Annotated in this window: 23 protein-coding genes; 12 read left to right on the forward strand and 11 right to left on the reverse strand. The window is 59.4% G+C overall.

Annotated elements, in window-relative coordinates; genetic code table 11:
• Window positions 1-88: 88 nt before the first annotated feature.
• Window positions 89-826: a rhomboid family intramembrane serine protease gene (locus FCH38_RS09930; RefSeq protein ID WP_153513958.1), complete on the forward strand. Its 738-nt coding sequence runs from the start codon at window positions 89-91 to the stop codon at window positions 824-826.
• Window positions 827-1,026: 200 nt separating this feature from the next.
• On the forward strand, window positions 1,027-1,461 hold the full coding sequence (locus FCH38_RS09935; RefSeq protein ID WP_149897399.1) for a CBS domain-containing protein: 435 nt from the start codon (window positions 1,027-1,029) through the stop codon (window positions 1,459-1,461).
• A 106-nt stretch (window positions 1,462-1,567) separates the two neighbouring features.
• On the opposite strand, the gene FCH38_RS09940 is transcribed toward FCH38_RS09935, so the two are convergent.
• The 3 genes from FCH38_RS09940 to folE all read right to left on the reverse strand — a co-directional run bounded on the left by FCH38_RS09940 (window position 1,568) and on the right by folE (window position 3,803).
• The gene (locus tag FCH38_RS09940; RefSeq protein WP_153513957.1) at window positions 1,568-2,503 is read right to left on the reverse strand and encodes a patatin-like phospholipase family protein; all 936 of its coding nucleotides are present in this window, start codon (window positions 2,501-2,503) and stop codon (window positions 1,568-1,570) included.
• Between the two features lie 94 nt (window positions 2,504-2,597).
• Complete coding sequence (gene hisI / locus FCH38_RS09945) at window positions 2,598-3,050, reverse strand: phosphoribosyl-AMP cyclohydrolase (RefSeq protein ID WP_149897401.1); 453 nt, start codon at window positions 3,048-3,050, stop codon at window positions 2,598-2,600.
• A 126-nt stretch (window positions 3,051-3,176) separates the two neighbouring features.
• Entirely contained in the window at window positions 3,177-3,803 is a 627-nt protein-coding gene (folE, locus tag FCH38_RS09950) for a GTP cyclohydrolase I FolE (RefSeq protein ID WP_046798300.1), read from the reverse strand.
• Window positions 3,804-4,084: 281 nt separating this feature from the next.
• Between folE and FCH38_RS09955 the strand changes: the two genes are divergently transcribed.
• The 4 genes from FCH38_RS09955 (at window position 4,085) to thrS (ending at window position 7,545) form a co-directional block, all read left to right on the forward strand.
• Window positions 4,085-4,531: an iron-sulfur cluster assembly scaffold protein gene (locus FCH38_RS09955; protein WP_174373618.1), complete on the forward strand. Its 447-nt coding sequence runs from the start codon at window positions 4,085-4,087 to the stop codon at window positions 4,529-4,531.
• Window positions 4,532-4,534: 3 nt separating this feature from the next.
• On the forward strand, window positions 4,535-4,891 hold the full coding sequence (gene yidD / locus FCH38_RS09960) for a membrane protein insertion efficiency factor YidD (protein ID WP_174373619.1): 357 nt from the start codon (window positions 4,535-4,537) through the stop codon (window positions 4,889-4,891).
• Window positions 4,888-5,412 (forward strand): DUF1697 domain-containing protein, encoded by a 525-nt coding sequence (locus tag FCH38_RS09965; RefSeq protein WP_174373620.1) that lies wholly within the window; start codon window positions 4,888-4,890, stop codon window positions 5,410-5,412. Before yidD ends, FCH38_RS09965 begins: the two co-directional genes overlap by 4 nt.
• Before the next feature lie 129 nt (window positions 5,413-5,541).
• On the forward strand, window positions 5,542-7,545 hold the full coding sequence (gene thrS / locus FCH38_RS09970; RefSeq protein ID WP_149897405.1) for a threonine--tRNA ligase: 2,004 nt from the start codon (window positions 5,542-5,544) through the stop codon (window positions 7,543-7,545).
• A 194-nt stretch (window positions 7,546-7,739) separates the two neighbouring features.
• Here the strand turns inward: thrS and FCH38_RS09975 are convergent, their stop codons facing one another.
• Window positions 7,740-8,732, reverse strand: a complete 993-nt coding sequence (locus tag FCH38_RS09975; RefSeq protein WP_149897406.1) for a hypothetical protein — start codon at window positions 8,730-8,732, stop codon at window positions 7,740-7,742.
• A 110-nt stretch (window positions 8,733-8,842) separates the two neighbouring features.
• Between FCH38_RS09975 and FCH38_RS09980 the strand changes: the two genes are divergently transcribed.
• The 3 genes from FCH38_RS09980 (at window position 8,843) to FCH38_RS09990 (ending at window position 11,302) form a co-directional block, all read left to right on the forward strand.
• Window positions 8,843-9,424 (forward strand): nitroreductase family protein, encoded by a 582-nt coding sequence (locus tag FCH38_RS09980; RefSeq protein ID WP_174373621.1) that lies wholly within the window; start codon window positions 8,843-8,845, stop codon window positions 9,422-9,424.
• Window positions 9,424-10,035 carry a flavin reductase family protein gene (locus FCH38_RS09985; protein WP_153513951.1) on the forward strand — a complete coding sequence of 204 codons (612 nt, stop codon included), beginning with the start codon at window positions 9,424-9,426 and terminating at the stop codon, window positions 10,033-10,035. The genes FCH38_RS09980 and FCH38_RS09985 overlap by 1 nt, the downstream gene beginning before the upstream one ends.
• 112 nt (window positions 10,036-10,147) lie before the next feature.
• Window positions 10,148-11,302, forward strand: coding sequence for a DUF2336 domain-containing protein (locus FCH38_RS09990; protein WP_153513950.1), 1,155 nt, complete (start codon window positions 10,148-10,150; stop codon window positions 11,300-11,302).
• A 3-nt stretch (window positions 11,303-11,305) separates the two neighbouring features.
• Here FCH38_RS09990 and FCH38_RS09995 read toward each other — a convergent pair whose 3' ends face one another.
• Entirely contained in the window at window positions 11,306-11,740 is a 435-nt protein-coding gene (locus tag FCH38_RS09995; RefSeq protein ID WP_174373622.1) for a hypothetical protein, read from the reverse strand.
• A 105-nt stretch (window positions 11,741-11,845) separates the two neighbouring features.
• Between FCH38_RS09995 and FCH38_RS10000 the strand changes: the two genes are divergently transcribed.
• Window positions 11,846-12,301, forward strand: coding sequence for a GNAT family N-acetyltransferase (locus tag FCH38_RS10000; RefSeq protein ID WP_149897411.1), 456 nt, complete (start codon window positions 11,846-11,848; stop codon window positions 12,299-12,301).
• A gap of 247 nt (window positions 12,302-12,548) precedes the next feature.
• On the opposite strand, the gene FCH38_RS10005 is transcribed toward FCH38_RS10000, so the two are convergent.
• Window positions 12,549-13,787 (reverse strand): AI-2E family transporter, encoded by a 1,239-nt coding sequence (locus FCH38_RS10005; RefSeq protein WP_174373623.1) that lies wholly within the window; start codon window positions 13,785-13,787, stop codon window positions 12,549-12,551.
• A gap of 231 nt (window positions 13,788-14,018) precedes the next feature.
• Between FCH38_RS10005 and FCH38_RS10010 the strand changes: the two genes are divergently transcribed.
• Window positions 14,019-15,752, forward strand: a complete 1,734-nt coding sequence (locus tag FCH38_RS10010) for an ABC transporter ATP-binding protein (RefSeq protein ID WP_153513946.1) — start codon at window positions 14,019-14,021, stop codon at window positions 15,750-15,752.
• Window positions 15,753-15,785: 33 nt separating this feature from the next.
• On the opposite strand, the gene FCH38_RS10015 is transcribed toward FCH38_RS10010, so the two are convergent.
• Both FCH38_RS10015 and FCH38_RS10020 read right to left on the reverse strand, forming a co-directional pair.
• Window positions 15,786-16,013, reverse strand: a complete 228-nt coding sequence (locus FCH38_RS10015; RefSeq protein WP_153513945.1) for a hypothetical protein — start codon at window positions 16,011-16,013, stop codon at window positions 15,786-15,788.
• Window positions 16,014-16,210: 197 nt separating this feature from the next.
• Window positions 16,211-16,576: a VOC family protein gene (locus FCH38_RS10020; protein ID WP_174373624.1), complete on the reverse strand. Its 366-nt coding sequence runs from the start codon at window positions 16,574-16,576 to the stop codon at window positions 16,211-16,213.
• 325 nt (window positions 16,577-16,901) lie between these two features.
• On the opposite strand from FCH38_RS10020, the gene FCH38_RS10025 reads away from it, so the two are divergent.
• The gene (locus FCH38_RS10025; protein ID WP_174373625.1) at window positions 16,902-18,227 is read left to right on the forward strand and encodes an Nramp family divalent metal transporter; all 1,326 of its coding nucleotides are present in this window, start codon (window positions 16,902-16,904) and stop codon (window positions 18,225-18,227) included.
• Window positions 18,228-18,233: 6 nt separating this feature from the next.
• Here the strand turns inward: FCH38_RS10025 and FCH38_RS10030 are convergent, their stop codons facing one another.
• The 3 genes from FCH38_RS10030 to FCH38_RS10040 form a co-directional block, all read right to left on the reverse strand.
• Window positions 18,234-18,566 carry a helix-turn-helix domain-containing protein gene (locus tag FCH38_RS10030; RefSeq protein WP_174373626.1) on the reverse strand — a complete coding sequence of 111 codons (333 nt, stop codon included), beginning with the start codon at window positions 18,564-18,566 and terminating at the stop codon, window positions 18,234-18,236.
• Window positions 18,556-18,834, reverse strand: a complete 279-nt coding sequence (locus FCH38_RS10035) for a BrnT family toxin (protein WP_149897417.1) — start codon at window positions 18,832-18,834, stop codon at window positions 18,556-18,558. The genes FCH38_RS10030 and FCH38_RS10035 overlap by 11 nt, the downstream gene beginning before the upstream one ends.
• Window positions 18,835-18,948: 114 nt before the next feature.
• On the reverse strand, window positions 18,949-22,767 hold the full coding sequence (locus tag FCH38_RS10040; protein WP_174373627.1) for a vitamin B12-dependent ribonucleotide reductase: 3,819 nt from the start codon (window positions 22,765-22,767) through the stop codon (window positions 18,949-18,951).
• Between the last annotated feature and the right edge of the window lie 647 nt (window positions 22,768-23,414).

The following is a 23,414-nucleotide window of genomic DNA, read 5'->3' on the forward strand; positions in this document are numbered from 1 at the left end:
TTGCCTGAAAGGCAGGACGGCTTTTTTTTCGTCCGGGCTTCCTATATTGCTCGGAAGATAGAAATTTCGACAAGACAGGGATGCGATCATGTCCTACGGGGACGGCGAACGGCCGCCGGTTTCGGAAACGCCGGAGCCGAAAGACGACACGAACAATCCCGTCTTCAACCTGCCGCCGCTTCTCGTCGGCATATTGGCGGCGCTCCTGGTTGCTTATGTGGTTCCTGCCTATCTGCTATCGGAGGATGGCAGCAACTGGTTCATCTTCACCTTCGGCTTCATTCCGCTGCGGTATGCCGTGCCTTTCTCCCAGCAGGGTCTGGAATGGCTCTGGACGCCGGTCAGTTATTCTTTCCTGCATGGCGGCATCGAACATATTCTGTTTAACGGATTGTGGTTGATGGCCTTCGGCGCACCGGTTCTGCGCCGGATCGGAACATGGCGCTTCGTGCTGTTATGGTGCATTTCCGCCGCCGTTTCGGCCTTCGGCCATGCGGCGCTGAACTGGGGCGATGTCACGGTGCTGATTGGCGCGTCCGGTGTTGTTTCGGCACTGATGGGAGCAGCCTGCCGTTTTGTTTTCCCCGCCCGTGGTGGCTACAATGCCTCTTTCGGCCATCTGATGCCGCGGCAGGGCATTCTGGAGGCGCTTTCCAACCGCACCGTGCTGATCTTCACGCTGATGTGGCTGTTCGGCAATGTCCTGATTGCAGTCGGGATACCGCTGTTTGGCGATGTCGGTGGTGAAATCGCCTGGGACGCGCATGTCTTCGGGTTTCTGCTGGGTTTCCTGTTCTTCGGCCTGTTTGATCGCCCGTTGCGCTAAAGCGGGCCGAGCAGCGGCCCGCCACGGCTTGTGGCAGCGCATCGAAGCGATCACGCTCCTTGTCGGCCATGGCGCAAATTTGCTTGGGCGCGTCCCATCCGGGATTGCATTCACACGGGCCTCAGCGCACCATGGTTCATGATTTGCAACCGCCGGGGGAGACTGCGGCGTGCTGTGATCGCTGAAAAGAGGAGGAAGGCATGGCAACATTCGTAAAAGATCTTCTCGACCGCAAGGGTCGGGACGTCGTGACTGTAGGTCCGGAGGTCAGCATCGGCGAGGCAGCGGGAACGCTGCATGCGCACAAGATCGGTTCGGTCGTCGTGACGGATGCCGATGGCGTCGTTCTCGGCATTTTCACGGAACGCGATCTGGTGAAGGCCGTGGCGGGCCAGGGCGCCGCTTCTCTCCAGCAGTCCGTTTCGGTGGCCATGACCAAGAACGTCATCCGCTGTCATGGTAATTCCACTACCGACCAACTGATGGAAATCATGACAGGCGGGCGTTTCCGCCACGTTCCGGTCGAGGAAAACGGACGTCTCGCCGGCATCATCTCCATCGGTGACGTGGTGAAGGCGCGGATCGGCGAGATCGAGGCCGAGGCCGAACATATCAAGGCCTATATCGCCGGCTGAAACCTTGCGCCGGGGGCAGGGCATTTCCAGTAGCGAATTAAGCAGGAGGTGTTCTACGTTTCCGGCGCGGTACAATTGCCTGACAGCCTTATCGGCGGCCTTTATCTCAGCGCCGGAACGCCTGCTGCATGCGCTCCAGCTCGGGAATACGGGCGCGGGTTTCCTGATATCCCCTGTCGATGGCTTCGCTGGCGCGATGGAATTCCGACAGGCCGATATCGTTGATGCGTGGATGCAGCATGAGGTCGGGCGGATCGCCGGCGAGGCGCGAGCGTGAAATCCGGTCCTGAATGATGTTGAAGGCCTGCACCATGACGCCCGGCAGGCCGGGACGCGGCGCGCTCTCTACGGGCGGAGCGGAGCCTGCATGTGGGGAGGCTGCATGCTTGACCACGGCGGAACGGCCAAAGAGATCGTAATTGAGATTGACGGCAACGACCAGCGCCTGCTCATAGGCCCGGCAGACCGAAACCGGCACGGGGTTGACCAGCGCGCCGTCGATCAAAGTGCGGCCATTGCATTGCACCGGTTCGAAAATTCCCGGCAGTGCATAGGATGAACGAAGCGCGGTGACGAGGTCGCCCTGATGGATCCAGACCTCATGGCCGGTGCGCAGTTCCGTGGCGACGGCGATGAAGGGATGTTCGAGGTTTTCGACGCGCAGGCCTTCCAGATGCTCCTGCATGCGCTTGGTCAGCCGCATGCCGCCAAACAGGCCGCCGCCGCCGATCGTCAGGTCGAGCAGGCCGGCAATGCGGCGCATCGTCAAAGATCGGGCGAATTCTTCCAGTTCATCGAGCTTGCCGGCGAGGTAACAACCGCCCACCAGCGCGCCGATCGACGTGCCGGCAATCATGCCGATCTTCACGCCTGCCTCATCCAGCGCCCGCAGGACGCCGATATGGGCCCAGCCGCGCGCGGCCCCGCCACCAAGCGCCAGCGCGATGCGGCGCGTATCGACGCGCTCGGTGACGATGGGCGGCTCCATGTATTCGGGGTTTCCAGCCGCGAGCTGATTGCGACGATTTCCCCATCCCAACATGATCGCACTCCCTGCCAGTTCCGTGAGGCTCCGTCCTATCCCCGGAACCTGCTATATTGGTAGCAAATTGGTGCGGCCGATGGAAGCCGGCCGTTTATGTGCCGGAATAGGTGGTTGCCGGATCGAAATGGCGAGTATCGTCGGTGATTTTGGTCACGGCATTGCCATCAGACATTTCCACGGTGCGATAAAAGCAGGAGCGGCGGCCGGTGTGGCAGGTCGCATCATGGCCGGCGACGGAGACCTTCAACCATACGGCGTCCTGATCACAATCGGTGCGGAATTCCTTCACCGTCTGCAGGTTGCCTGATGTTTCGCCCTTTTTCCAGATCTTGTCACGCGAGCGGCTGTAATAATGGGCGATGCCCGTTTCCAGCGTCAGCGACAGGGCCTCTGCATTCATATGGGCGACCATCAGCAACTCGCCGTCGCGAGCGTCGGTTACCACGGCGGTGACGAGGCCGTGGGCATCGAATTTCGGCGAAAAAAGGCCCGCGTTTTCGAGCACTTCCTTATCCGCAGGCGCGGATGGAAAGGGAATGGACATGATAACCCCGGAAACTGAACTGGCGGAATGATCAGAGCGGCGAAAGAACGGAATCGATTCCGCCGCTCTAGGTCTTATCTGATCACCGGATTTTCCGAAAAACGCGCTGGCGATTCGGTCCGATGCCTAGCGGTTCCGCACCATGGTCATGAAGCGGACCTGCTCGGCCGGGTCGTTCTTGAACGTGCCGGTGAAGCTGGTGGTCAGCGTTGTCGACCCCTGCTTGTTTACGCCGCGCATGGACATGCACATATGTTCGGCGTCGATCATGACGGCCACGCCGCGCGGCTTCAGCGTTTCCTCGATGGATCTGGCGATTTGCGCGGTCATGTTTTCCTGCGTCTGCAGGCGGCGGCCGAATATTTCGACGACGCGGGCAATCTTCGACAGGCCAAGCACGCGGCCAGCCGGAAGATAGGCGACGTGCGCTTTGCCGACGATCGGCACCATATGGTGTTCGCAATGGGAGAAGAACGGGATGTCGCGCACCAGCACCACATCATCATAACCGCCGACTTCCTCAAAGGTCGTGCCGAGCACGTCCTGAACATTCAGCTCATAACCGGCAAAGAGTTCGCGATAGGCCTTGGCGACACGCTTTGGCGTATCCAGAAGTCCTTCACGGGCAGGATTTTCTCCCGCCCAGCGCAGAAGAACGCGTACTGCTTCTTCCGCTTCCGCCTGGCTTGGGCGGGCCTCGGCCACGTCGGGTTTTGTGCCAGCGCCGGGGAAATTCTTCACGATCGCATCCATTTCGTCTCTCCCGATGCGGGTAAAGGCCGCACCTGAACTCGTTTTTCATCGCGAACTCGTGTTCGCAGTTGCTGCTATCTGGTTGTTTTACAGCATTTTGGCAAGGCCGCCGCTGATAATTCGGTATCGAAGCCGTTAATTTCATCATGGCTTGATGTCCAGAAAGCTCGTTAGCATATAATGAGAATGAAGGGCAGGAAAGCTTCACTGCGACAAACGCTGTGTTTGGAAAATATGACCTGTCCCGTTTTGGGCATTTTGAGCGCGCCGGACACCTGACGATGGATGACATCTATAATAACCGCATTCTGGACTTTGCCGGGAATATTCCGCTGATCGGCGTTCTTGAGGATGCCGATGCCAGCGCCGAAAAACACTCGCGGCTATGCGGCTCGAAACTCAAGGTCTATCTGAAGGTGAAAGACGGCATCGTGACCGGATTTTCGCACGAGGTTCGTGCCTGTGCGCTTGGTCAGGCCTCGGCCTCCATCATGGCCCATCATGTCATCGGCGCTTCCAGCGGTGAAATCCGAAAGGCGCGGGAAGATATGCTCGCCATGCTGAAACAGGGCGGCGAGGGGCCGACGGGCCGTTTTGAGGATATGCGGGTGCTTTCCCCCGTCCGGGACTTCAAGGCACGCCACGCTTCCACCATGCTGACTTTCGAAGCGGTGGTCGATGCGCTCGACCAGATCGAAGGCCGGCCGGTCCTGAATGTTGCGGGTTAGACGATGTGCGGCGAACCGGACTGCCGGCATCAAGAGACGGCGAGGGCCGGGCAATCCCGTAACTGGGGCGGGACCTTTGCCAAAACGCCGGGCCGGCTTTTGGGTGTCGGTTTCATCAGGCTGTATCAGCTGACGCTTTCCGGTTTCATCGGCAATTCCTGTCGCCATATCCCCACCTGTTCGGAATATGGTTATGAGGCCATCGCCCGTCACGGACTTTGGCCGGGCGGCTGGATGACGCTGTTTCGTGTGGCGCGCTGCGGCCCGGGCGGTACCAGCGGGCTGGACCCGGTGCCGGAGACGCTGGGCGAAAAGAGGCATTGGTGGACGCCGTGGCGTTACTGGAACCTGCCCAGATGAGCGAGTATTTGGCTCTGCTGCACAGCATCGTTCTTGGCGGCGGCAAGCGGCTTGTGATGGCCGATCTGCGGGCAATGGCGGAGGAACTGGGATTTCAGGACTGCAGGACGCTGGTTGCGACCGGGAATCTGGTTTTTCGTGCCGAGGCTGGGCCGATACCGGAATTCGAAGACCGTCTTGAGCGCGCCTTCGAAAAGCGGTTCGGCAAACATGTCGATATACTTGTTCGGGCGGGCAGCGACTGGCTGAAACTGGCGTCGGATAATCCGTTTCCGCACGGCAATTCTCCTGACGTCTGCATTCGGGTGATGCGGCAGCCACTTGGCGAAGAGGTTCTCGGATTACTGGAGAAATATCGTCAGCAGGAAAAGATTGCCGTGGTCGGCGGCGAGCTTTGGATCGATTTTCAGGGCAAGCCGAGCGAGAGCCGGTTGCTGTCAGTATTGACCACGAAAAGGCTTGGCATAGGCACAACCCGCAACGCCAATACCGTCAACGGGCTGGCGAAAATGCTCGGGTGAAACACCGTTCACCTTTGACTGGAATGGCAAAAGCCTTTATCAGCCTGCCTGCCCATTATTATCATTCGGGCGATTATTATTCCAACACCACCCGCATTCGTTGGCGGGACTGGACAGGAGAATTCGACAATGTCTGAAGCTGTTTCCCTTACATTTCCCGATGGTTCCGTGCGCAGCTACCCCGCCGGTACGACTGGCCGTGAAGTCGCCGAATCCATCTCCAAATCGCTTGCCAAGAAGGCTGTCGCCATTGCGCTTGATGGCACCGTGCGCGATTTGTCCGAGACCATCACCGATGGCAAAATCGAGATTGTCACGCGTGAAGACGGGCGTGCGCTGGAGCTTATCCGCCACGATGCCGCGCACGTCATGGCTGAAGCCGTGCAGGAACTGTGGCCCGGTACGCAGGTAACGATCGGCCCGGTGATCGAAAACGGTTTTTACTACGACTTTGCCAAGAACGAACCTTTCACGCCGGAAGATCTGCCGAAGATCGAAAAGCGGATGAAGGAAATCATTCAGCGCAACAAGCCGTTTACCCGCGAGGTCTGGTCGCGCGAGAAGGCGAAGGAAGTCTTTGCCGCCAAGGGCGAGAACTACAAGGTCGAGCTGGTCGATGCCATTCCGGCAGGCCAGGACCTGAAGATCTATTATCAGGGTGACTGGTTCGATCTTTGCCGTGGCCCGCATATGGCGTCCACCGGGCAGATCGGCACGGCCTTCAAGCTGATGAAGGTGGCTGGCGCTTACTGGCGTGGTGACAGCAACAATGCGATGCTGACGCGCATCTACGGCACCGCCTGGGCGACACAGGAAGAGCTGGACAATTATCTGCATGTTCTGGCTGAAGCTGAAAAGCGCGACCACCGCCGCCTCGGACGCGAAATGGACCTGTTCCATTTCCAGGAAGAAGGTCCGGGCGTCGTGTTCTGGCACGGCAAGGGCTGGCGCATGTTCCAGACGCTGACGGCCTATATGCGCCGGCGTCTTGCCAACACCTATCAGGAAGTCAACGCGCCGCAGATTCTGGACAAGTCTTTGTGGGAAACCTCCGGTCACTGGGGCTGGTATCAGGAAAACATGTTCGCGGTTAAATCCGCCCATGCTTTTACCCATCCTGATGATGAGGAAGCCGATCAGCGTGTGTTTGCGCTCAAGCCGATGAACTGCCCCGGTCACGTCCAGATCTTCAAGCATGGCTTGAAGTCTTACCGAGAAATGCCGGTTCGCCTTGCGGAATTTGGCAATGTCCATCGTTATGAGCCATCGGGTGCGCTGCATGGTCTGATGCGTGTTCGCGGCTTTACGCAGGATGATGCGCATGTCTTCTGCACGGAAGAGCAGATGGCGGCGGAATGCCTGCGCATCAACGACCTGATCCTCTCCGTCTACGAGGATTTCGGTTTCAGTGAAGTCGTCGTCAAGCTGTCCACGCGCCCGGAAAAGCGCGTCGGTTCCGACGATCTCTGGGATCGCGCCGAAAGCGTGATGCTGGAGGTTCTGAAGACCATCGAGGAGCAGTCCGAAGGCCGCATCAAGACCGGCATCCTGCCGGGCGAAGGCGCTTTCTACGGGCCGAAGTTCGAATATACGCTGAAGGATGCCATTGGCCGTGAATGGCAGTGCGGCACGACGCAGGTGGACTTCAACCTGCCGGAACGCTTCGGCGCCTTCTATATCGACCAGAATTCCGAAAAGACGCAGCCGGTGATGATTCACCGCGCCATTTGCGGCTCGATGGAGCGCTTCCTCGGTATCCTGATCGAGAACTTCGCCGGTCATATGCCGCTGTGGTTCGCACCGCTGCAGGTCGTAGTCGCCACCATCACCTCGGATGCAGACGATTACGGCCGCGAAGTGGCCGAAGCGCTGCGCGAGGCGGGCATGGTGGTGGAGACCGATTTCCGCAACGAGAAGATCAACTACAAGGTCCGCGAACATTCGGTGACCAAGGTTCCGGTCATCATCGTCTGCGGCCGCAAGGAAGCGGAAGAGCGCACCGTCAACATCCGCCGCCTCGGTTCGCAGAACCAGACGCCGATGTCGCTGGAAGATGCGATTACCAGCCTCGTGGACGAGGCAACGCCGCCGGATGTCAAGCGCAAGCTTGCGGCGAAGAAGCAGGTTGCTTGATGAAAATGACGGCCCCCTCGGGGGCCGTTTTCGTTTTTGGGTGAGGGGCGCTAAAAGCTCTCTGCACGTCATCCTCGGGCTTGACCCGAGGATCCATTCTCACCGCCGAACTGTGGATCCTCGGGTCAAGCCCGAGGATGACGCGGAGTGTGATGGGATTTCAAGGCACTTCGTCTCTGAACAGGCAGCGAAACCTACTCAAAATCCCCGGTCATGTCTTCCGGCGCCTGATCCTTCATCAGCACTTCCACATCGGAATCCCGACCGGACGTAACCTTGAAATTGCGCTGGAAGACCTTGTCCTTGTTGCGGGCGATGGCGGTATATTCGCCTTCCGCCAGGACCATGGTCGAAAAGGCGCTGACACTTTCATTCACCACGTCGCCGCCGCCGTTCAGCACCGACCAGGCGGTGTCGGCAATGGCCTCACCGCCCTCGTCGGAGACAAGCTTGAGGGTGATCTGTGCTGCCTGATGCTGAAGCGTCGCTTCGGTGAGTTTGCCGGCTTCCACCTGGATATCGGCGCGCACGACGGCATTGACGTTGCCGTATTCGGAAACCACGTGATAGGTGCCGGCATTGAGGCGAACGACGGTATTGGGCTTGATGTCGGCCATCACCAGGCCGCGCTCACCGTCCGGGCGGGCATCGGAGGAGTAGACCGAAAATTTCAGCTGGCCGCCGGAAATCTGCTTGTCGGACCCTGCGACCGCATTCAGCACGAAACCGCCGGCATCGAGAATAAGCACCTGCTTCTGAACGTTGCCTGATGTCGGAATATTGAGTTTCTTGGTGACGCCGGCGCGGCCGAAGGCGACGTTGACGAAATATTCGCCGGGCACCAGATGGAATTCCGCCGAGCCGCCCTCCGAGCTTGCCAGCATCGGCAATTTGCCATCGGCACCCGGAATGGGGCTGAAGACGCGCCAGGACAGGCCTTCCTTCACCGCTTCGCCGCCGCTCGTCAGCTTGGCTTCCATGGCGATATCGCGGGCAGTGCTTTCTGGGGCATTGGGTGCTGTTGGCGCGGTGAAAGCATTGAGCTTCGGCATTTTCGGCGTGCCGCCCAGCTGCTTGAAGTCTTTAAAGGCGTCCTGCGAAAAAGCGGCTTGTGATAAAACGCCGAGCGCGGCGCATGCAATGGCCAGACGTGTCGCGAATTTGGCCGCGAATTTGATTGCCGACATTTTCGATACCGATTGACTTCTAGAATTTCCCGGATCACTTCAAAACCAATGCCATGGCTATTTCAAGGCCCATAATTTCGCGATGACAGCAGAATGGAAGATTTTTGATCATGACCAGCGATATCAAGCTCCTCGACTACCTCAAGGTTCGCCGCTCCACGCCCGCTTTGCAGCTTGCCGAGCCGGGGCCTTCGAAGACGCAGATCGAGGAAATCCTGCGGCTTGCCGTGCGCGTGCCTGACCATGGCAAGCTCGCCCCCTGGCGTTTCGTGGTTTATCGCGGTGAAGATCGTGTGCGTCTCGGCGAGGTCGCGCTCAGGATCGCGCTTGAGAAAAACCCGGAACTGGATCTGCAGCAGCAGGATGCCGAGCGCGCCCGCTTTACCCGCGCGCCAGTCGTCATTGCCGTCGTCAGCACCGCCAAGCCGCATTTCAAGATCCCGGAGTGGGAACAGGTGATGTCGGCCGGTGCGGTCTGCCTCAATGTCATCTTCGCCGCCAATGCAAGCGGATATGCCGCGAACTGGCTGACGGAATGGCTTGCCTTCGATACGGCCTTTCTGGCGGAAATCGGCGTCAGCGCCGAAGAGAAGGTGGCGGGTTATATCCATATCGGCTCGACGACATTCCCGCCGGTGGAACGGCCGCGTCCGGAGCTTGCTGATATCGTCACCTGGGTCGGGGACGTCTGATGTTTTACACCACCGACACCAACCGGCATGGCCTGCCGCATGATCCGTTCAAAGCCATCGTCGCACCGCGGCCAATTGGCTGGATCGGCTCGAAGGGCAGGGAGGGCGTGCTGAACCTCTCGCCCTATTCCTTCTTCAACGCGATTTCGGACCGGCCGAAGCTTGTGATGTTTTCCTCCAGCGGCCGGAAGGACAGCCTGCGTAATGTCGAGGAGACCGGTGTTTTCACCGCCAACCTTGTCAGCCGCCATTTGATCGACCGGATGAATGCCTCTTCCGCGCCGGTTGCTTACGATGTGGATGAATTCGCCCTTGCCGGCCTGACTGCCGTTGACGGGAAGGTGGTGGATGCGCCCTTTGTGGGCGAGGCGCTGGCGGCGCTGGAATGCCGCGTGACCCAGATTCAGCAACTGAACGATATCGACGGAAAGCCATCGGAGTCGTGGATGGTGATCGGTCAGGTCATGGCGATCCATATTGATGATGCGATCATCCGCGATGGCCGCATCGATATGGGGCTTGCGCGTCCCGTGGCGCGCATGGGCTATATGGATTACTGCGATGGCGGCAGCGATGTATTCCAGCTGCAGCGTCCCTCTACTGCGCCGTAAATATATTCCTTCGCCGGCAAGGGTTAAATTTTATGGTGAACCAAACGTAAACCATTTGCGCCTAGAGTTTTATACATGGTGGCGGCGATGATGCCGTCATCCATTGTTGCGAATGTGTTTCGAGGCTCAGGTGATCGTACAGGCATTTCTTCGCTGGTCTGAAAAGGCTGGATCGACCGAGCGGGCGAAGGCCGCCAATGCTCTCGGCCGTGCCTATCTGCATTCCGACATGGCGCGGGAAAACCGCGATGCTGCCTATATGGCAATGACCTATCTGCTCGACGATCCTTCGCCGCGTGTGCGGCTGGCGCTTGCCGAGGCGCTGGCGGATGCTACCGATGCGCCGCGTGCCATTCTCGTTTCACTTGCCGAAGACCAGCCGGAAATCGCCTGCACGGTGATTGCCCGTTCGCCTGTTCTCACCGAAGCCGATCTGGTCGACCTTGCCGGGCGCGGCGAGAGCCTGACGCGTGCCCTCATTGCCGCAAGGCCGGGTCTGCCGCGCGGGGTCTGCGCTGCACTTGCCGAGGTCGGCGACCTCTCGGAAACCATCATTCTTCTCGAGAATGACGACGCCTTCATCACGCCGTTCTCGCTGCGGCGCATTGCCGAGCGCCATGGCTGCGACGCCGATATTCGCGATCTCTTGCTTTGCCGTGAGGCGCTGCCCGCTGATGCGCGGCACCTTTTGATGGCGCGTGTCAGCGAAGCTCTGGCGGGTTCGGCGCTGGTTCATGCGCTCATCGCAGGCAACCGCGCCGACAGTATTTTCCGCGAGGCGGAGGATTCCGCCACCATCCTCATCGCAGCAGCCGTTTCTTCGCCCGAATTGCCGGCGCTGGTGGAACATCTGCGCCAGAGGCTGGAATTGACCCCGGCGCTGCTCATCCATGCCGTCTGCTCGGGCCGGCTGGAATTTTTCACGGCGGCCATGGTCAATCTCTCCGGTCTCGAAGACCGCAAGGTGCGCGCCATCCTGGCAACCGGGCGGCCGCACGCGCTGAAGGCCCTGTTCCAGTCGATCGGTCTTTTCGGCGACGTCGTTGACGTCTTCATCGAGGCGACGCTGATGTGGCGGCGTGCCGCCCGCTCGCAGCTTTCCGAGGCGGCAGCCTCCGTCTCCGCCGAGTTGCTGGCGCATTTCCGCAACGTCAACGGTTCCGAAACGTTGTTCGAACTGCTGCATGCCGTGCGCAAGCTGGCGATTGCGGAAGAACGGCAGAAGGCCCGGTATTATGCCGAGGCGCTGACGGTTGAGGCTGCCTGAGTTTTATTTCTCCAGGCGTTTGGCAATCCACGAATAGCTGTTTTCGACCACTCTGACCGGCGTGCCCAGCAGATGCTTTATGCCTTCGGTAGAAGGCAGGATGCGGCTGACGCGGCTGATTGCCCGCTTGGTGAGGCTCTCTTCTTCCTTTGGCGTCACCTGTTCCATCGCCTGTTGCGTTCCCGCGGGTGCCGCAGCGGCAGGGGGCTGTGCGCCGGGAGCGTTACCCGCCGTCTGGGGCGTTTGCTCGTCCGGTGTCTGGCAGACGGCCACCACGACCGGATAGGAGGCATTGGCGTAACGTTCCAGCTCCTTTTCCGACACGGCGTCGCAAAGCTCGATGCTGGTCCAGCGCTGCTGCGAGGTGGCGAGGTAATGGCAGTCGGTGGCGCTGTCGTCGCAGCCAAGGAAGGTCATGAGAACGAGGGCTGTTTTCATGGGTGTGTTGCCTCTGTCGGGAAATCTGTTCTAGAAACTCATCTATCCGGATTGCAGTGACATTACGACGAAATACGCATTTTTTGAGAGAAAGCAGGCATCGCATTGGCCATCGAAATCAAACTTGAAACACCCCGGCAGGAAGCGGTTCTGCGCCTCATTGATCTTTCCAATGCTTACATGGCGTCACTTTATCCCGCCGAGAGCAACCATCTGGTCGATATCGGCCTGCTGGAAAAGGACAATGCCTCGTTTTTTGTGGCGCGCCATGAGGGGCGTGTCGTTGGATGCGGCGCGCTGGTGGAAGCGGGCGACGGTACGGCGGAAATCAAGCGCATGTTCGTTGATCCCGACGCGCGGGGATTGCGGATCGGCAAGCTGATCATGGATACGCTTGTTGCGCGCGGCATCGAACTTGGCCTTACCGCCATCCGGCTCGAAACCGGCATCAGCCAGCCGGAAGCGATCGGTCTTTACCGCAAGGCGGGGTTTGTGGAGATCGAGGCCTTTGCGCCCTACAGGCCGGATCCGCTCAGCATGTTCATGGAAAAGGCGCTTTAGGGGCCGGGCGCGGATTCGAATGGTTCGGGGATGAGGAGGCGTCGGCCGCAGCATCAGCCCCGCGTCACCCCGGACCAGATTCGGGGTCTGTTGCGATCAAGTCCCTGATCGCGAAGACACGTTGTGCACGGCGCAGACGCGCCGTGGCTTGATGCTGGATCAGGTCCGGCATGACGAAGAAGAGAGAATCGACTTTGGCCTGCCATCTGGCGTTTCAGGCAATCGCCCTTCGCCGCAGGCTTCAGCATCAAAACGCCGCTTTTCGAAACGCCGTCGTTTCGTCGCTTTCGTCTTCACGCGAGATGGCATCTGCGACCGGGTCGTCCTGCGTGGGTGGCGGGGGCGGGGTCTCTGTGCTTACGGCGGCGGAGATTTCCACTTCACGCACCCATTCGCGCCAGATTGCCACCAGCAGCGCCATCAGCACCGGGCCGATGAACAGGCCGAGGAAACCCATGGTCTTGACGCCGCCGACGAGACCGAAAAAGGTCGGCAGGAAAGGCAGTTTGATAGGTCCGCCGACGAGTTTCGGGCGGATGGTCTTGTCGACGATGAAAAGTTCGACCGAACCCCAGACGAACAGCGCCAGACCGTAAGCCGGGGAGCCGCTGGCGACCAGATAGATCGACACCAGCGTAAAGGAGAGCGGCGCGCCGCCCGGAATGAGCGCCATGACGCCTGTCAGCACGCCGAGCGTGACGGGCGAGGGCACGCCGGCAATCCAGTAGGCGATGCCGAGGATGATGCCTTCGCCGATGGCGATCAGCGTCATGCCCGTGACGGTGGAGCTGATGGTGGCCGGCACGACGCGGGAGATGCGCTCCCAGCGTGTCGGCAGGATGCGCTCACCGACGAGATCGACCTGACGGGAGAAGCCGGCGCCGTTGCGATAAACGAAGAACAGCGCGATCAGCATGAACAGCAGGGTGAGGACAAGGTGGAAGGCACCGTTGCCGGCGGCAAGGATCGCCCGGTAGATATTGCCGATATTGGCGCCGCTGACGAGCTGAATGACTTCACCGATGGCGCCCGGCGTACCGATATATTTCACCCATTGTTCGCCGAGCCAAGGGCCTATGCCGGGCAGCGCCGCGATCCAGTCCGGTACGGGAGCGCCCGCCTTGTTGACATGCACCGCCCAGCCGAACCATTCGCGAATTTCGCTTGCCGTATAGGAAGCGGCGATAAAGATCGGCACCACGAGAAAGGTAAGGATGAGGACGATGGCGATGGATGCGCCGAGGGTGGTGTTGCCGCCCACCTGTCGCAGAAGCCGCGTGTAGACCGGCCAGCTGGCAAAACCGATGACGAGGGCGGCGAGAACCGGAACCAGAAAGCCGTGGAAGAAATAGGTGCCCGCAAGCGCGACGAGAACGAGCAGCCAGCGCGCAGCCGAGATGGGCGGGATCAGGGCGATCCGCGTCGGACTGGCGGGACCAAGCCATCTCGGTTCGCCACTCTGCTTACGACTGTCATTGTTACTCACGGCAGGCTCTTTCTCGCATTCTCCCCCAAAGGGGTGCATTCACTCTGTCACACCGATACATATAAGTGCAATATAACCCGATCACATTACCGTTGTGTGTTTATTGCCGAAGCTGTTGAACGATTTTGGTAAAAATAGAACATCGGTCTTGGCGCGCGCATTGAAATATGACAATTGAACTCCCGTTTTCTGCGGCGCGAATTTTGCCGCGCCCGCTCTCCAGGTCATGCCATGCTTCGCCGTTTCTTCGCCTATTATCGTCCCTATCGCGGTCTCTTCATCCTCGACTTTTCCTGCGCGGTCTTGTCGGGTGTGCTCGAACTCGGTTTTCCAATGGCGGTGAAGACCTTCGTTGACGTGCTTTTGCCGGGCGGTGAATGGGCAATCATTCTTGCCGCCTCGGTGGGTTTGCTGGTCATCTACGTGCTGAATACCGGGCTGATGGCGACAGTCACCTATTGGGGACATATGCTCGGCATCAATATCGAGACCGACATGCGGCGTCTGGCCTTCGATCACCTGCAAAAACTCTCCTTCCGTTACTTCGACAACCAGAAGACCGGCCATCTGGTCGGGCGGCTGACCAAGGATCTGGAAGAGATCGGCGAGGTGGCCCATCACGGGCCTGAGGATCTGTTCATCGCCATCATGACCTTCATCGGCGCGTTTCTGCTGATGATGTCGGTCAATGTGCAGCTGGCGCTCATCACCGCCGCCGTCGTGCCCGTCACCGCCTGGGTGACCAGCCGTTACGGCGGCCGCATGACGCAGAACTTTCGTGCGCTTTATGGTCGTGTCGGGGATTTCAACGCCCGCATCGAGGAAAATGTCGGCGGCATGCGGGTTGTGCAGGCCTTTGCCAATGAAGACCACGAGCGCGCGCTGTTCGAGAAGGACAACCAGAAATACCGCCGCACGAAGCTCGACGCTTACAAGATCATGGCGGCCAGCACCTCGCTGAGCTATATGAGCATGCGCCTGACGCAGATGATCGTGATGATCTGCGGTGCATGGTTCGTCATCAACGGCGACCTGACGGAAGGCGGCTTCGTCGGCTTCCTGCTGCTGGTCGGCGTGTTTTTCCGCCCGGTGGAAAAGATCAATTCGGTCATCGAGACCTATCCGAAGGGCATTGCCGGTTTCCGCCGTTTCACCGAGCTTCTGGATACAGCGCCCGATATCGTCGATGCGCCGGATGCGATCGATGCGCCGGCACTGTCCGGTGCCATCGAATATCGCAACGTCGGTTTCGGTTATGCCGAGGGCAAGCGGGTTCTCGACAATATCGAGCTGAAGATCAGCGCCGGCGAGACCGTGGCCTTTGTCGGTCCGTCGGGTGCCGGCAAGACGACGCTCTGCTCGCTTCTACCGCGCTTTTATGATGTCACCAGCGGTGCGATCACCATTGACGGCATCGATATCCGCAAGATGAAGCTTGCCTCGCTGCGTAATCAGATCGGCATCGTGCAGCAGGATGTCTTCCTGTTCGGCGGCACAATCCGCGAGAATATCGAATATGGCCGGCTTGGTGCGTCGGATGCGCAGATCATGGATGCGGCGCGGCGTGCGCGGCTGGATGGCGTCATCGAGGCCATGCCGCTTGGGCTCGACACCGTCATCGGCGAGCGCGGCGTGAAGCTTTCCGGTGGGCAGAAGCAGCGCCTCGCCATTGCCCGCATGTTCCTCAAGAACCCGCCGATCCTCATTCTGGACGAAGCAACCTCGGCGCTCGATACGGAAACGGAGCGGGCCATCCAGCAATCGCTGACGGAGCTTGCCAGGGGCCGCACGACGCTCGTCATCGCCCACCGGCTGGCAACGATCCGTGATGCCTCGCGCATCGTGGTGGTGGACCAGACCGGCATTGCCGAAACCGGCGCGCATGCCGAGCTTCTGGCTGCCAAGGGCCACTATAGCCGGCTGCACGAGGCGCAGTTCAGCGGGCATCTTGCAGGCCTCAGCTGAGCTGATTGAGAGCGGCGCTTTCTGCGCTGCCGCTTATCCGCCGTTTTCCGCTGCCTGTTCCTCGACGATGCCGGGATTGGGTTCCGGCTTGCCGGGATGGCTGGTGACGAGATAACCCATGGCGACCGCGGCGGCGACCACGAAGAGCAGCACGATGCCGCTGATCGTCATCAGCCAGTCACGCGGCCTTCTATGTGCCATGATATATCTGGGCCATCGCCTTGGACGGTTCGCCAGGCTGAATTTGCTGCCGTCTTGCATGAACTTCCCCGGAACTGGATTGCTTCCTGAAAGATAACGCAGGTGCGTGCGCCGCTGTTCCGCACCGGCAGGGGCAGGGGTGATGACAAGGCCGTGAGGGCGCTCACCTGAACGGCCGACCCTTGTCATCAAAGGCCGGGCATCGAAAACGGAATGATGCCCCGGCCATTCTTCAATTTACAACGGAGACGGCCGGATCAGGCGGATTGCACCGCGATGCGGTTTCCTTCGCTATCGGAAATTTCGGCGACGAAGAGATTGTCATCGACCGGCGTTTTGGGAAACAGGATTTCGCCGCCCTGCTGCACGGCTCTCTCAAGCACATCGTCAATGTTCTTCACGCTGAGATAGATGATCGCCCCGTCTTTCGTCGGAACATAGGTCTCACCCTCGGCAAGCGCGCCGCTTGCCCCATCCTTGCCTTCCTCGAAGGGGAAATAGGCCATCCTGTTGTCGTGGATCGTGACGATTTCCGCAAAGCGCACATCAAAAACGGCGCCGTAGAAACGCATCGCCCTATCAATATCAAGCACGGGAATTTCGACATGGGCAATCAGGTTCACGCGATTGTTCCTTCTGAAATATGTCCGAAGTCTATTGGCTATCTGTGTACACGCCACGACATCGATGCTGTCAATGGCCAGACGCAATCGGGCCGCTTGGCCACCTGAAAGCCGGCCTTTTCTCGCGTGGGCTGATCCCGCCGGTTCTTATGCGGCGCTTTTGATCCCGTCGATTCGAGGGCATCCGGCGAAGTGATCCTTGCGGCGAAATGCCCGCAATCCCCTGCAATAATACAAGGTCCAAAAGCCCGCTTGCCAGCCCATGCAGTTTATGCGAATGATTTGCAATTGCATAAACTCAATTTCCCAATTGAAAGTTCTTGGAATGGACAAGCCAGTCTTTGGATGGCGGCGGAATGGCGACGATCTGTCGTTGTCCGACGTGCACGGTTCGATCAAGGTCAAGCCGAATGCCGGCACGTTTCGCCGGGCGATGGCCTTTTTCGGGCCGGGATATCTCGTTGCAGTCGGTTATATGGATCCCGGAAACTGGGCGACATCGCTCGCCGGCGGCTCCAAGTTCGGCTATACGCTGCTCACCGTGGCGCTGGTTTCCAACATCATGGCGATTGTGCTGCAATCGCTCTGCGCCCGTCTGGCGATTGCTTCCGGCCGCGATCTCGCCCAGGCCTGCCGTGATGCCTATCCAAAGCCCGTGGCGATGCTGCTGTGGGTGCTGGCCGAAATCGCCATTATCGCCACCGATATTGCCGAAGTCATCGGCACGGCCATCGGCCTCAACCTGATTTTCGGCATTCCGCTTGAACTCGGTGTTCTCATCACCGCGCTTGATGTGTTCCTGATCCTTTATCTGCAGAAGCTTGGTTTCCGCTGGGTGGAGGCGATGGTCATCACGCTGCTTGGCGTCATCGCCGTGTGTTTCGCCATTCAGGTGGCGCTTGCCGACCCCGACTGGGGGCAGGTGATCCTCGGTTTTGCGCCGACGACCGAGATCGTCACCAATCCGGACATGCTGTATCTGGCGCTCGGCATTCTCGGCGCCACCGTCATGCCGCATAATCTCTATCTGCATTCGGGCATCGTGCAGACCCGCGAAATCGGTGAAACGCTTGCCGAAAAACGCGAGGCGCTGAAATTTGCGACGCTCGATTCCACCATCGCGCTGATGTTCGCTCTCACCATCAACGCCTCGATCCTTATCCTTGCAGCAGCGACCTTTCACAAGACGGGGCAGACCAATGTCGCCGAACTTGGTGAAGCGCATAATCTGCTCGCGCCGCTGCTGGGTCTCGCGATTGCGCCGACGCTGTTCGGCGTAGCGCTTTTATGCTGCGGCATCAATTCCACGGTCACGGCGACACTTGCCGGCCAGATCGTGATGGAGGGGTTCCTCAAGATGCAGCTCGCCCCCTGGCTGCGCCGTCTCATCACCCGCGGCATCGCCATCATCCCGGCCGCCGGCGTGACCATCTTTTATGGCGACAGCGGCACGGCGGAACTGTTGATCCTGACGCAGGTGGTGCTGAGCCTGCAACTCTCTTTCGCCGTCTTCCCGCTCGTGATGTTTACCGCCGACAAGGCCAAGATGGGCGAGCTGAAAGCGCCGTTATGGCTCTCGGCTTTTGCGTGGCTGATTGCGGTGGTGATTGCGGGGCTGAATGTGAAGTTGCTGGTGGATTTTATGGGGTGAAGCTGGTCAGGCCGCGCCCTTACGGAGCGCGGCCGCCGTTCCCTCGGGATCGACGGCAATGACTTTCAGATAGGCGCGGGCCGGTTGATCCGGCTCGCTGCGACCCTGTTCCCAATCCCGCAAGGTGCCGAGTGGAATATGATAGCGCGCAGAAAACTCTTCCTGCGTCAGCTTCAGCGCCCGGCGGATGATCTTGATGCGGGACATTTTCTTGGCAACCGCGAACTGTTCGGCGGATAGGGGCGGATTATCGGGATCGGCAAGCGCGTTTGTTTCCGCTTCTTCGTCGGTCATGGCGTGAAGACGGACCCAGTCGGTTTGATCGGTTTTACCAGCCATTCTCGTTATATTCCTTACGCTCTACGCGTGTCGCTTTTCGTGCGGAGATGATGCGGATCGTTTCGCTTCGTTCGGTATAGATAATGGTGAGAACCAATCCGTTGCCCAACCCCACTATACGCCGCCGGACTTCACCATAATTTGCCGAACGGTCTTCCATATCTACGGCGAACGGATCGTCAAAAACGCTGCGGGCGCTTTCAAAACTGACGCCATGTTTGGCGAGATTGGCTGACGCCTTATGTGCATCCCATTCGAAATATAACATTTTGAACTACGGGTTTCCAGTAGTGCAATAAATAAAACATCAAAAACAATAAGGGCTCTTTCATATCTGAAAGAGCCCTTAAAACTAATCATTTTTTGGTGTCTAAGCTAACACTCAGCTGCAACCGCTCGTCGCACCACAAGTATCGCACTTCTCACAAGTGCCGTTGCGCACCATCGTGAAGTTCTGGCATTCCGAGCACATGTTGCCCGTATAGCCCTGTGCGATCGAGCGCATGCGGCGTTCGTTTTCCTTCTTCTTGGCTTCCGCCTTGGCTGATGCAGCGTCTGCGGCGGCCTTGTCGGAGAAGAGGGCGGTGGCGGTCTGCTGGGATTCCTGAACCACCTCGTCGATCACTTCTTCGGCGATCTCTACCGCCAGTTCCTTGGCGCGCTCTTCATAATCGCGCTTGAAGGAGACGATTTCCGACGTGGTGATGGCGACGGTCGGTTCCAGCTTGCGGGCGGCGGAGCCGGCGAAGGAGGTGACGTTGGCGGAGCCGCGGGCAGGGGCTGCCGTTGCCGAACCCTTGGGCTCGGAAGCGGCGCGGTCGCCTTCGTTGCTCGATACCAGCGTCGGCTTGTAACCGCGTGTCCAGCCGGTGGAGAGCAGATTGGTCTTGCCTTCCTGGATGCCCTTGCCGAGTGCGGTGTTGGAGAAGTCGGACGTATCGACATGGGCAAGATCGTGGCGGCCGAGATAGGAGACGGCGAGTTCACGGAACACGTAGTCGAGGATCGAGGTGGCATTCTTGATCGCGTCGTTGCCCTGCACCATGCCGGCCGGTTCGAACTTGGTGAAGGTGAAGGCCTCCACATATTCTTCCAGCGGTACGCCATATTGCAGGCCGAGCGAAATGGCGATGGCGAAGTTGTTCATCATCGCCCGGAAGGCAGCGCCTTCCTTGTGCATGTCGATGAAGATTTCGCCGATGCGGCCGTCACCGAATTCGCCGGTGCGCAGATAGACCTTGTGACCGCCGACGGTTGCCTTCTGGGTATAACCCTGACGGCGGTTCGGCAGCTTTTCACGCTCGCGGGAAACACGCTCGATGACGCGCTCGACGATCTTTTCGGTGATCGTCACGGCCTGCTGGGCGAGCGGCTGCTGGATCAGTTCCTCGACGAAATCTTCTTCGTCGTCATCTTCCACCAGCGAGGCGTTGAGCGGCTGGGAAAGCTTGGAGCCATCGCGGTAAAGGGCGTTGGCCTTCAGCGCCAGCTTCCAGGACAGCATGTAGGCTGCGCCGCAATCTTCCACCGTCGCGTCATTCGGCATGTTGATCGTCTTGGAGATCGCACCCGAGATGAAGGGCTGTGCCGCCGCCATCATGCGGATATGCGATTCGACCGAGAGATAACGCTTGCCGATCTTGCCGCAGGGGTTGGCGCAATCGAAGACGGGCAGATGCTCGTTTTTCAGGAACGGTGCGCCTTCCAGCGTCATCGCGCCGCAGACGTGCACGTTGGCCGCTTCAATGTCCTTCTTGCTGAAGCCGAGATGCTCCAGCAGGTTGAAGCTCATATCGGAAAGCTGCTCGTCGGAAACCTTGAGCGTGCCCTTGAGGAAGTCGGCGCCCAGCGTCCACTGGTTGAAGACGAACTTGATGTCGAAGGCGCTTTTCAGCGCGCCATTGACGGCTTCGATCTTCTCATCGGTAAAGCCCTTGGCGCGCAGCGTCGAGGCGTTGACGGCAGGAGCCTGGTTGAGATTGCCGTGGCCGACAGCATAGGCTTCGATTTCGGCAATCTGGCTTTCGGAATACCCAAGCGAACGCAGGGATTCCGGCACGGCGCGGTTGATGATCTTGAAGTAACCGCCACCGGCGAGCTTCTTGAATTTCACCAGCGCAAAGTCGGGCTCGATGCCGGTCGTGTCGCAATCCATGACGAGGCCGATCGTGCCGGTCGGCGCGATAACGGTGGTCTGGGCGTTGCGGTAGCCGTGCTGTTCGCCAAGCGCCAGCGCCTTGTCCCAGGCGGCGGTGGCATGGGTGATAAGGTCCTGATCCGTGCAATCGGCATGGATGAGCGCGACCGGGTTGACCGACAGGCCCTCATAACCATCCGACAGGCCATGGGCGGCGCGGCGGTGGTTGCGGATGACGCGCAGCATGTTGTCGCGGTTCGGCGCAAAGCCCGGGAAGGGGCCAAGCTCACCGGCCATTTCAGCCGAGGTGGCGTAGGAAACACCGGTCATGATGGCGGTGAGCGCACCGGCAATGGCGCGGCCCTCATCGCTGTCATAGGGAATGCCAGACGACATCAGCAGGCCGCCAATGTTGGCGTAACCGAGGCCGAGCGTGCGGTATTCATAGGAGCGCTCGGCGATCTGGCGCGACGGGAACTGCGCCATCATCACGGAGACTTCGAGCACGACGGTCCACAGGCGCACGGCATGTTCGTAATCGGCGATGTCGATGCGCTTCGTCTTGGCATCCTTGAACTGAAGCAGGTTCAGCGAGGCAAGGTTGCAGGCCGTGTCGTCGAGGAACATATATTCCGAGCACGGGTTGGAGGCGCGGATCGGGCCTTCGGCCGGCGAGGTGTGCCAGTCGTTCATGGTGGTGTTGAAGTGCAGGCCCGGATCGGCCGACGCCCAGGCGGCGTGGGAAATCTTTTCCCAGAGGTCACGGGCCTTCAGCGTCTTCATGACCTTGCCGTCCTTGCGGGCGGTCAGGTTCCAGTCGCCGTCATTTTCGACAGCGCGCAGGAAGTCATCCTTCAGCGATACGGAGTTGTTGGAGTTCTGGCCTGACACCGTGAGGTAGGCTTCCGAATCCCAATCCGTGTCGTAGGTCTTGAACTGGATGTCCTTGTAACCCTGTTCGGCGAACTGGATGACGCGCTTGACGTAGTTTTCCGGCACCATGTCCTTCTTGGCAGCGCGGATTTCGCGCTTCAGGGCAGGGTTCCTGGCCGGGTCGAAGCAGTCACCATTGTCAGCCTCGCAGTTGACGCAGGCCTTCATGATCGCCTTCAGGTGCTTGGCGACGATCTTGGAGCCGGTGACGAGGGCGGCAACCTTCTGCTCCTCGTTCACCTTCCAGTCGATATAGGCTTCGATATCCGGGTGGTCGGCGTCGACGACGACCATCTTCGCCGCACGGCGGGTGGTGCCGCCGGACTTGATGGCGCCGGCTGCGCGGTCGCCGATCTTGAGGAAGCTCATCAGGCCGGAGGACTTGCCGCCGCCGGAAAGCTTTTCGCCTTCGCCGCGCAGATAGGAGAAGTTGGAGCCGGTGCCGGAGCCGTATTTGAACAGGCGGGCTTCACGCACCCACAGGTCCATGATGCCGCCTTCATTGACCAGGTCGTCTTCGACGGACTGGATGAAGCAGGCATGCGGCTGCGGATGTTCGTAAGCGGATTTGGACTTTGTCAGCTTGGCCGTGAAGGGGTCGACATAGAAGTGACCCTGGCCGGGACCATCGATGCCATAGGCCCAGTGCAGGCCGGTGTTGAACCATTGCGGGCTGTTCGGCGCAACGCGCTGGGTGGCGAGCATGTAGGCAAGCTCGTCGCGGAAGGCGAGCGCATCTTCTTCGGTCGAGAAATATTTGCCCTTCCAGCCCCAATAGGCCCAGGTGCCGGCCAGACGGTCGAAAACCTGGCGCGCATCGGTTTCCGAACCGTAACGCTCGGCTTCCGGCACATCCTTCAGGGCTTTCTCATCGGCAACCGAGCGCCACAGGAAGGAAGGAACATCGTTTTCCTCAACCTTCTTAAGCACCTTCGGCACACCGGCCTTGCGGAAATATTTCTGCGCCAGAACGTCGGTCGCCACCTGGCTGAACTGCGCGGGAACGTCGATATCCGCCAGACGGAACACGATGGAACCGTCGGGGTTCTTGATTTCACTGACGGCCTTGCGGAAGTCGATTTCCGCATAAGGCGATTGGCCGGGCTTCGTGAAGCGACGTTCAATGCGCATGGTTTCCTGTCCTCGTCCATTGGGCGCCCGGCAAAGGGCGCAAAAATCCGGTCCCGCCGTGCGATGTCTTCGCGCAGCCGGTTGTTGCCGATCTGAAAGGGATGTTCATCCTTGGATGCGATCCCTGTATCTCGTGGCTTATACGGCTGCAAGCATAGTGTGGAATACTAAATATAGTATCAACAGCTTCCTGAAGCCAGTCCCCGCGTCATGTTTTTGGCGGTCCTCGAAAGACACGCAAAATCCGCCGGCGAACCGCCCCCTGATGGCCGGGACGCCCTTTTTGGACTTGCGAGCTGAGATTGAAAGGAACCGGCCTCGTTACTCTCCGGTCCGTTGCCGCCGCAACATAACTGTCACTTTCCTCTCGTGGCATAGATTCGTCAAGCCATAGATTGAAACCGTTTTTTAACCACAAGATATTGTGTGAAGTGCCTGTGGAAAACGGGGAAAGAGAAAGCCCTCAAAAAAATCAGTGACTTGGCGAGAGTATTTGAAGCTTGCGTGGGGCTGGTTTCCGCAGCGGAAAGTCAAAACCCCGCATTTCCGGGGTGAGACATAAAGGCGACAGTGCGGTTTTTCCGTGTTTTTCCGCCGTCGTCAAAAAGGTGGTTTCAAACAAAAAGCCGCCCCGGCGGGGACGGCTT

It is taken from the genome of Agrobacterium tumefaciens (genome assembly GCF_013337285.1).
In the GTDB taxonomy this organism is placed as follows: domain Bacteria; phylum Pseudomonadota; class Alphaproteobacteria; order Rhizobiales; family Rhizobiaceae; genus Agrobacterium; species Agrobacterium burrii.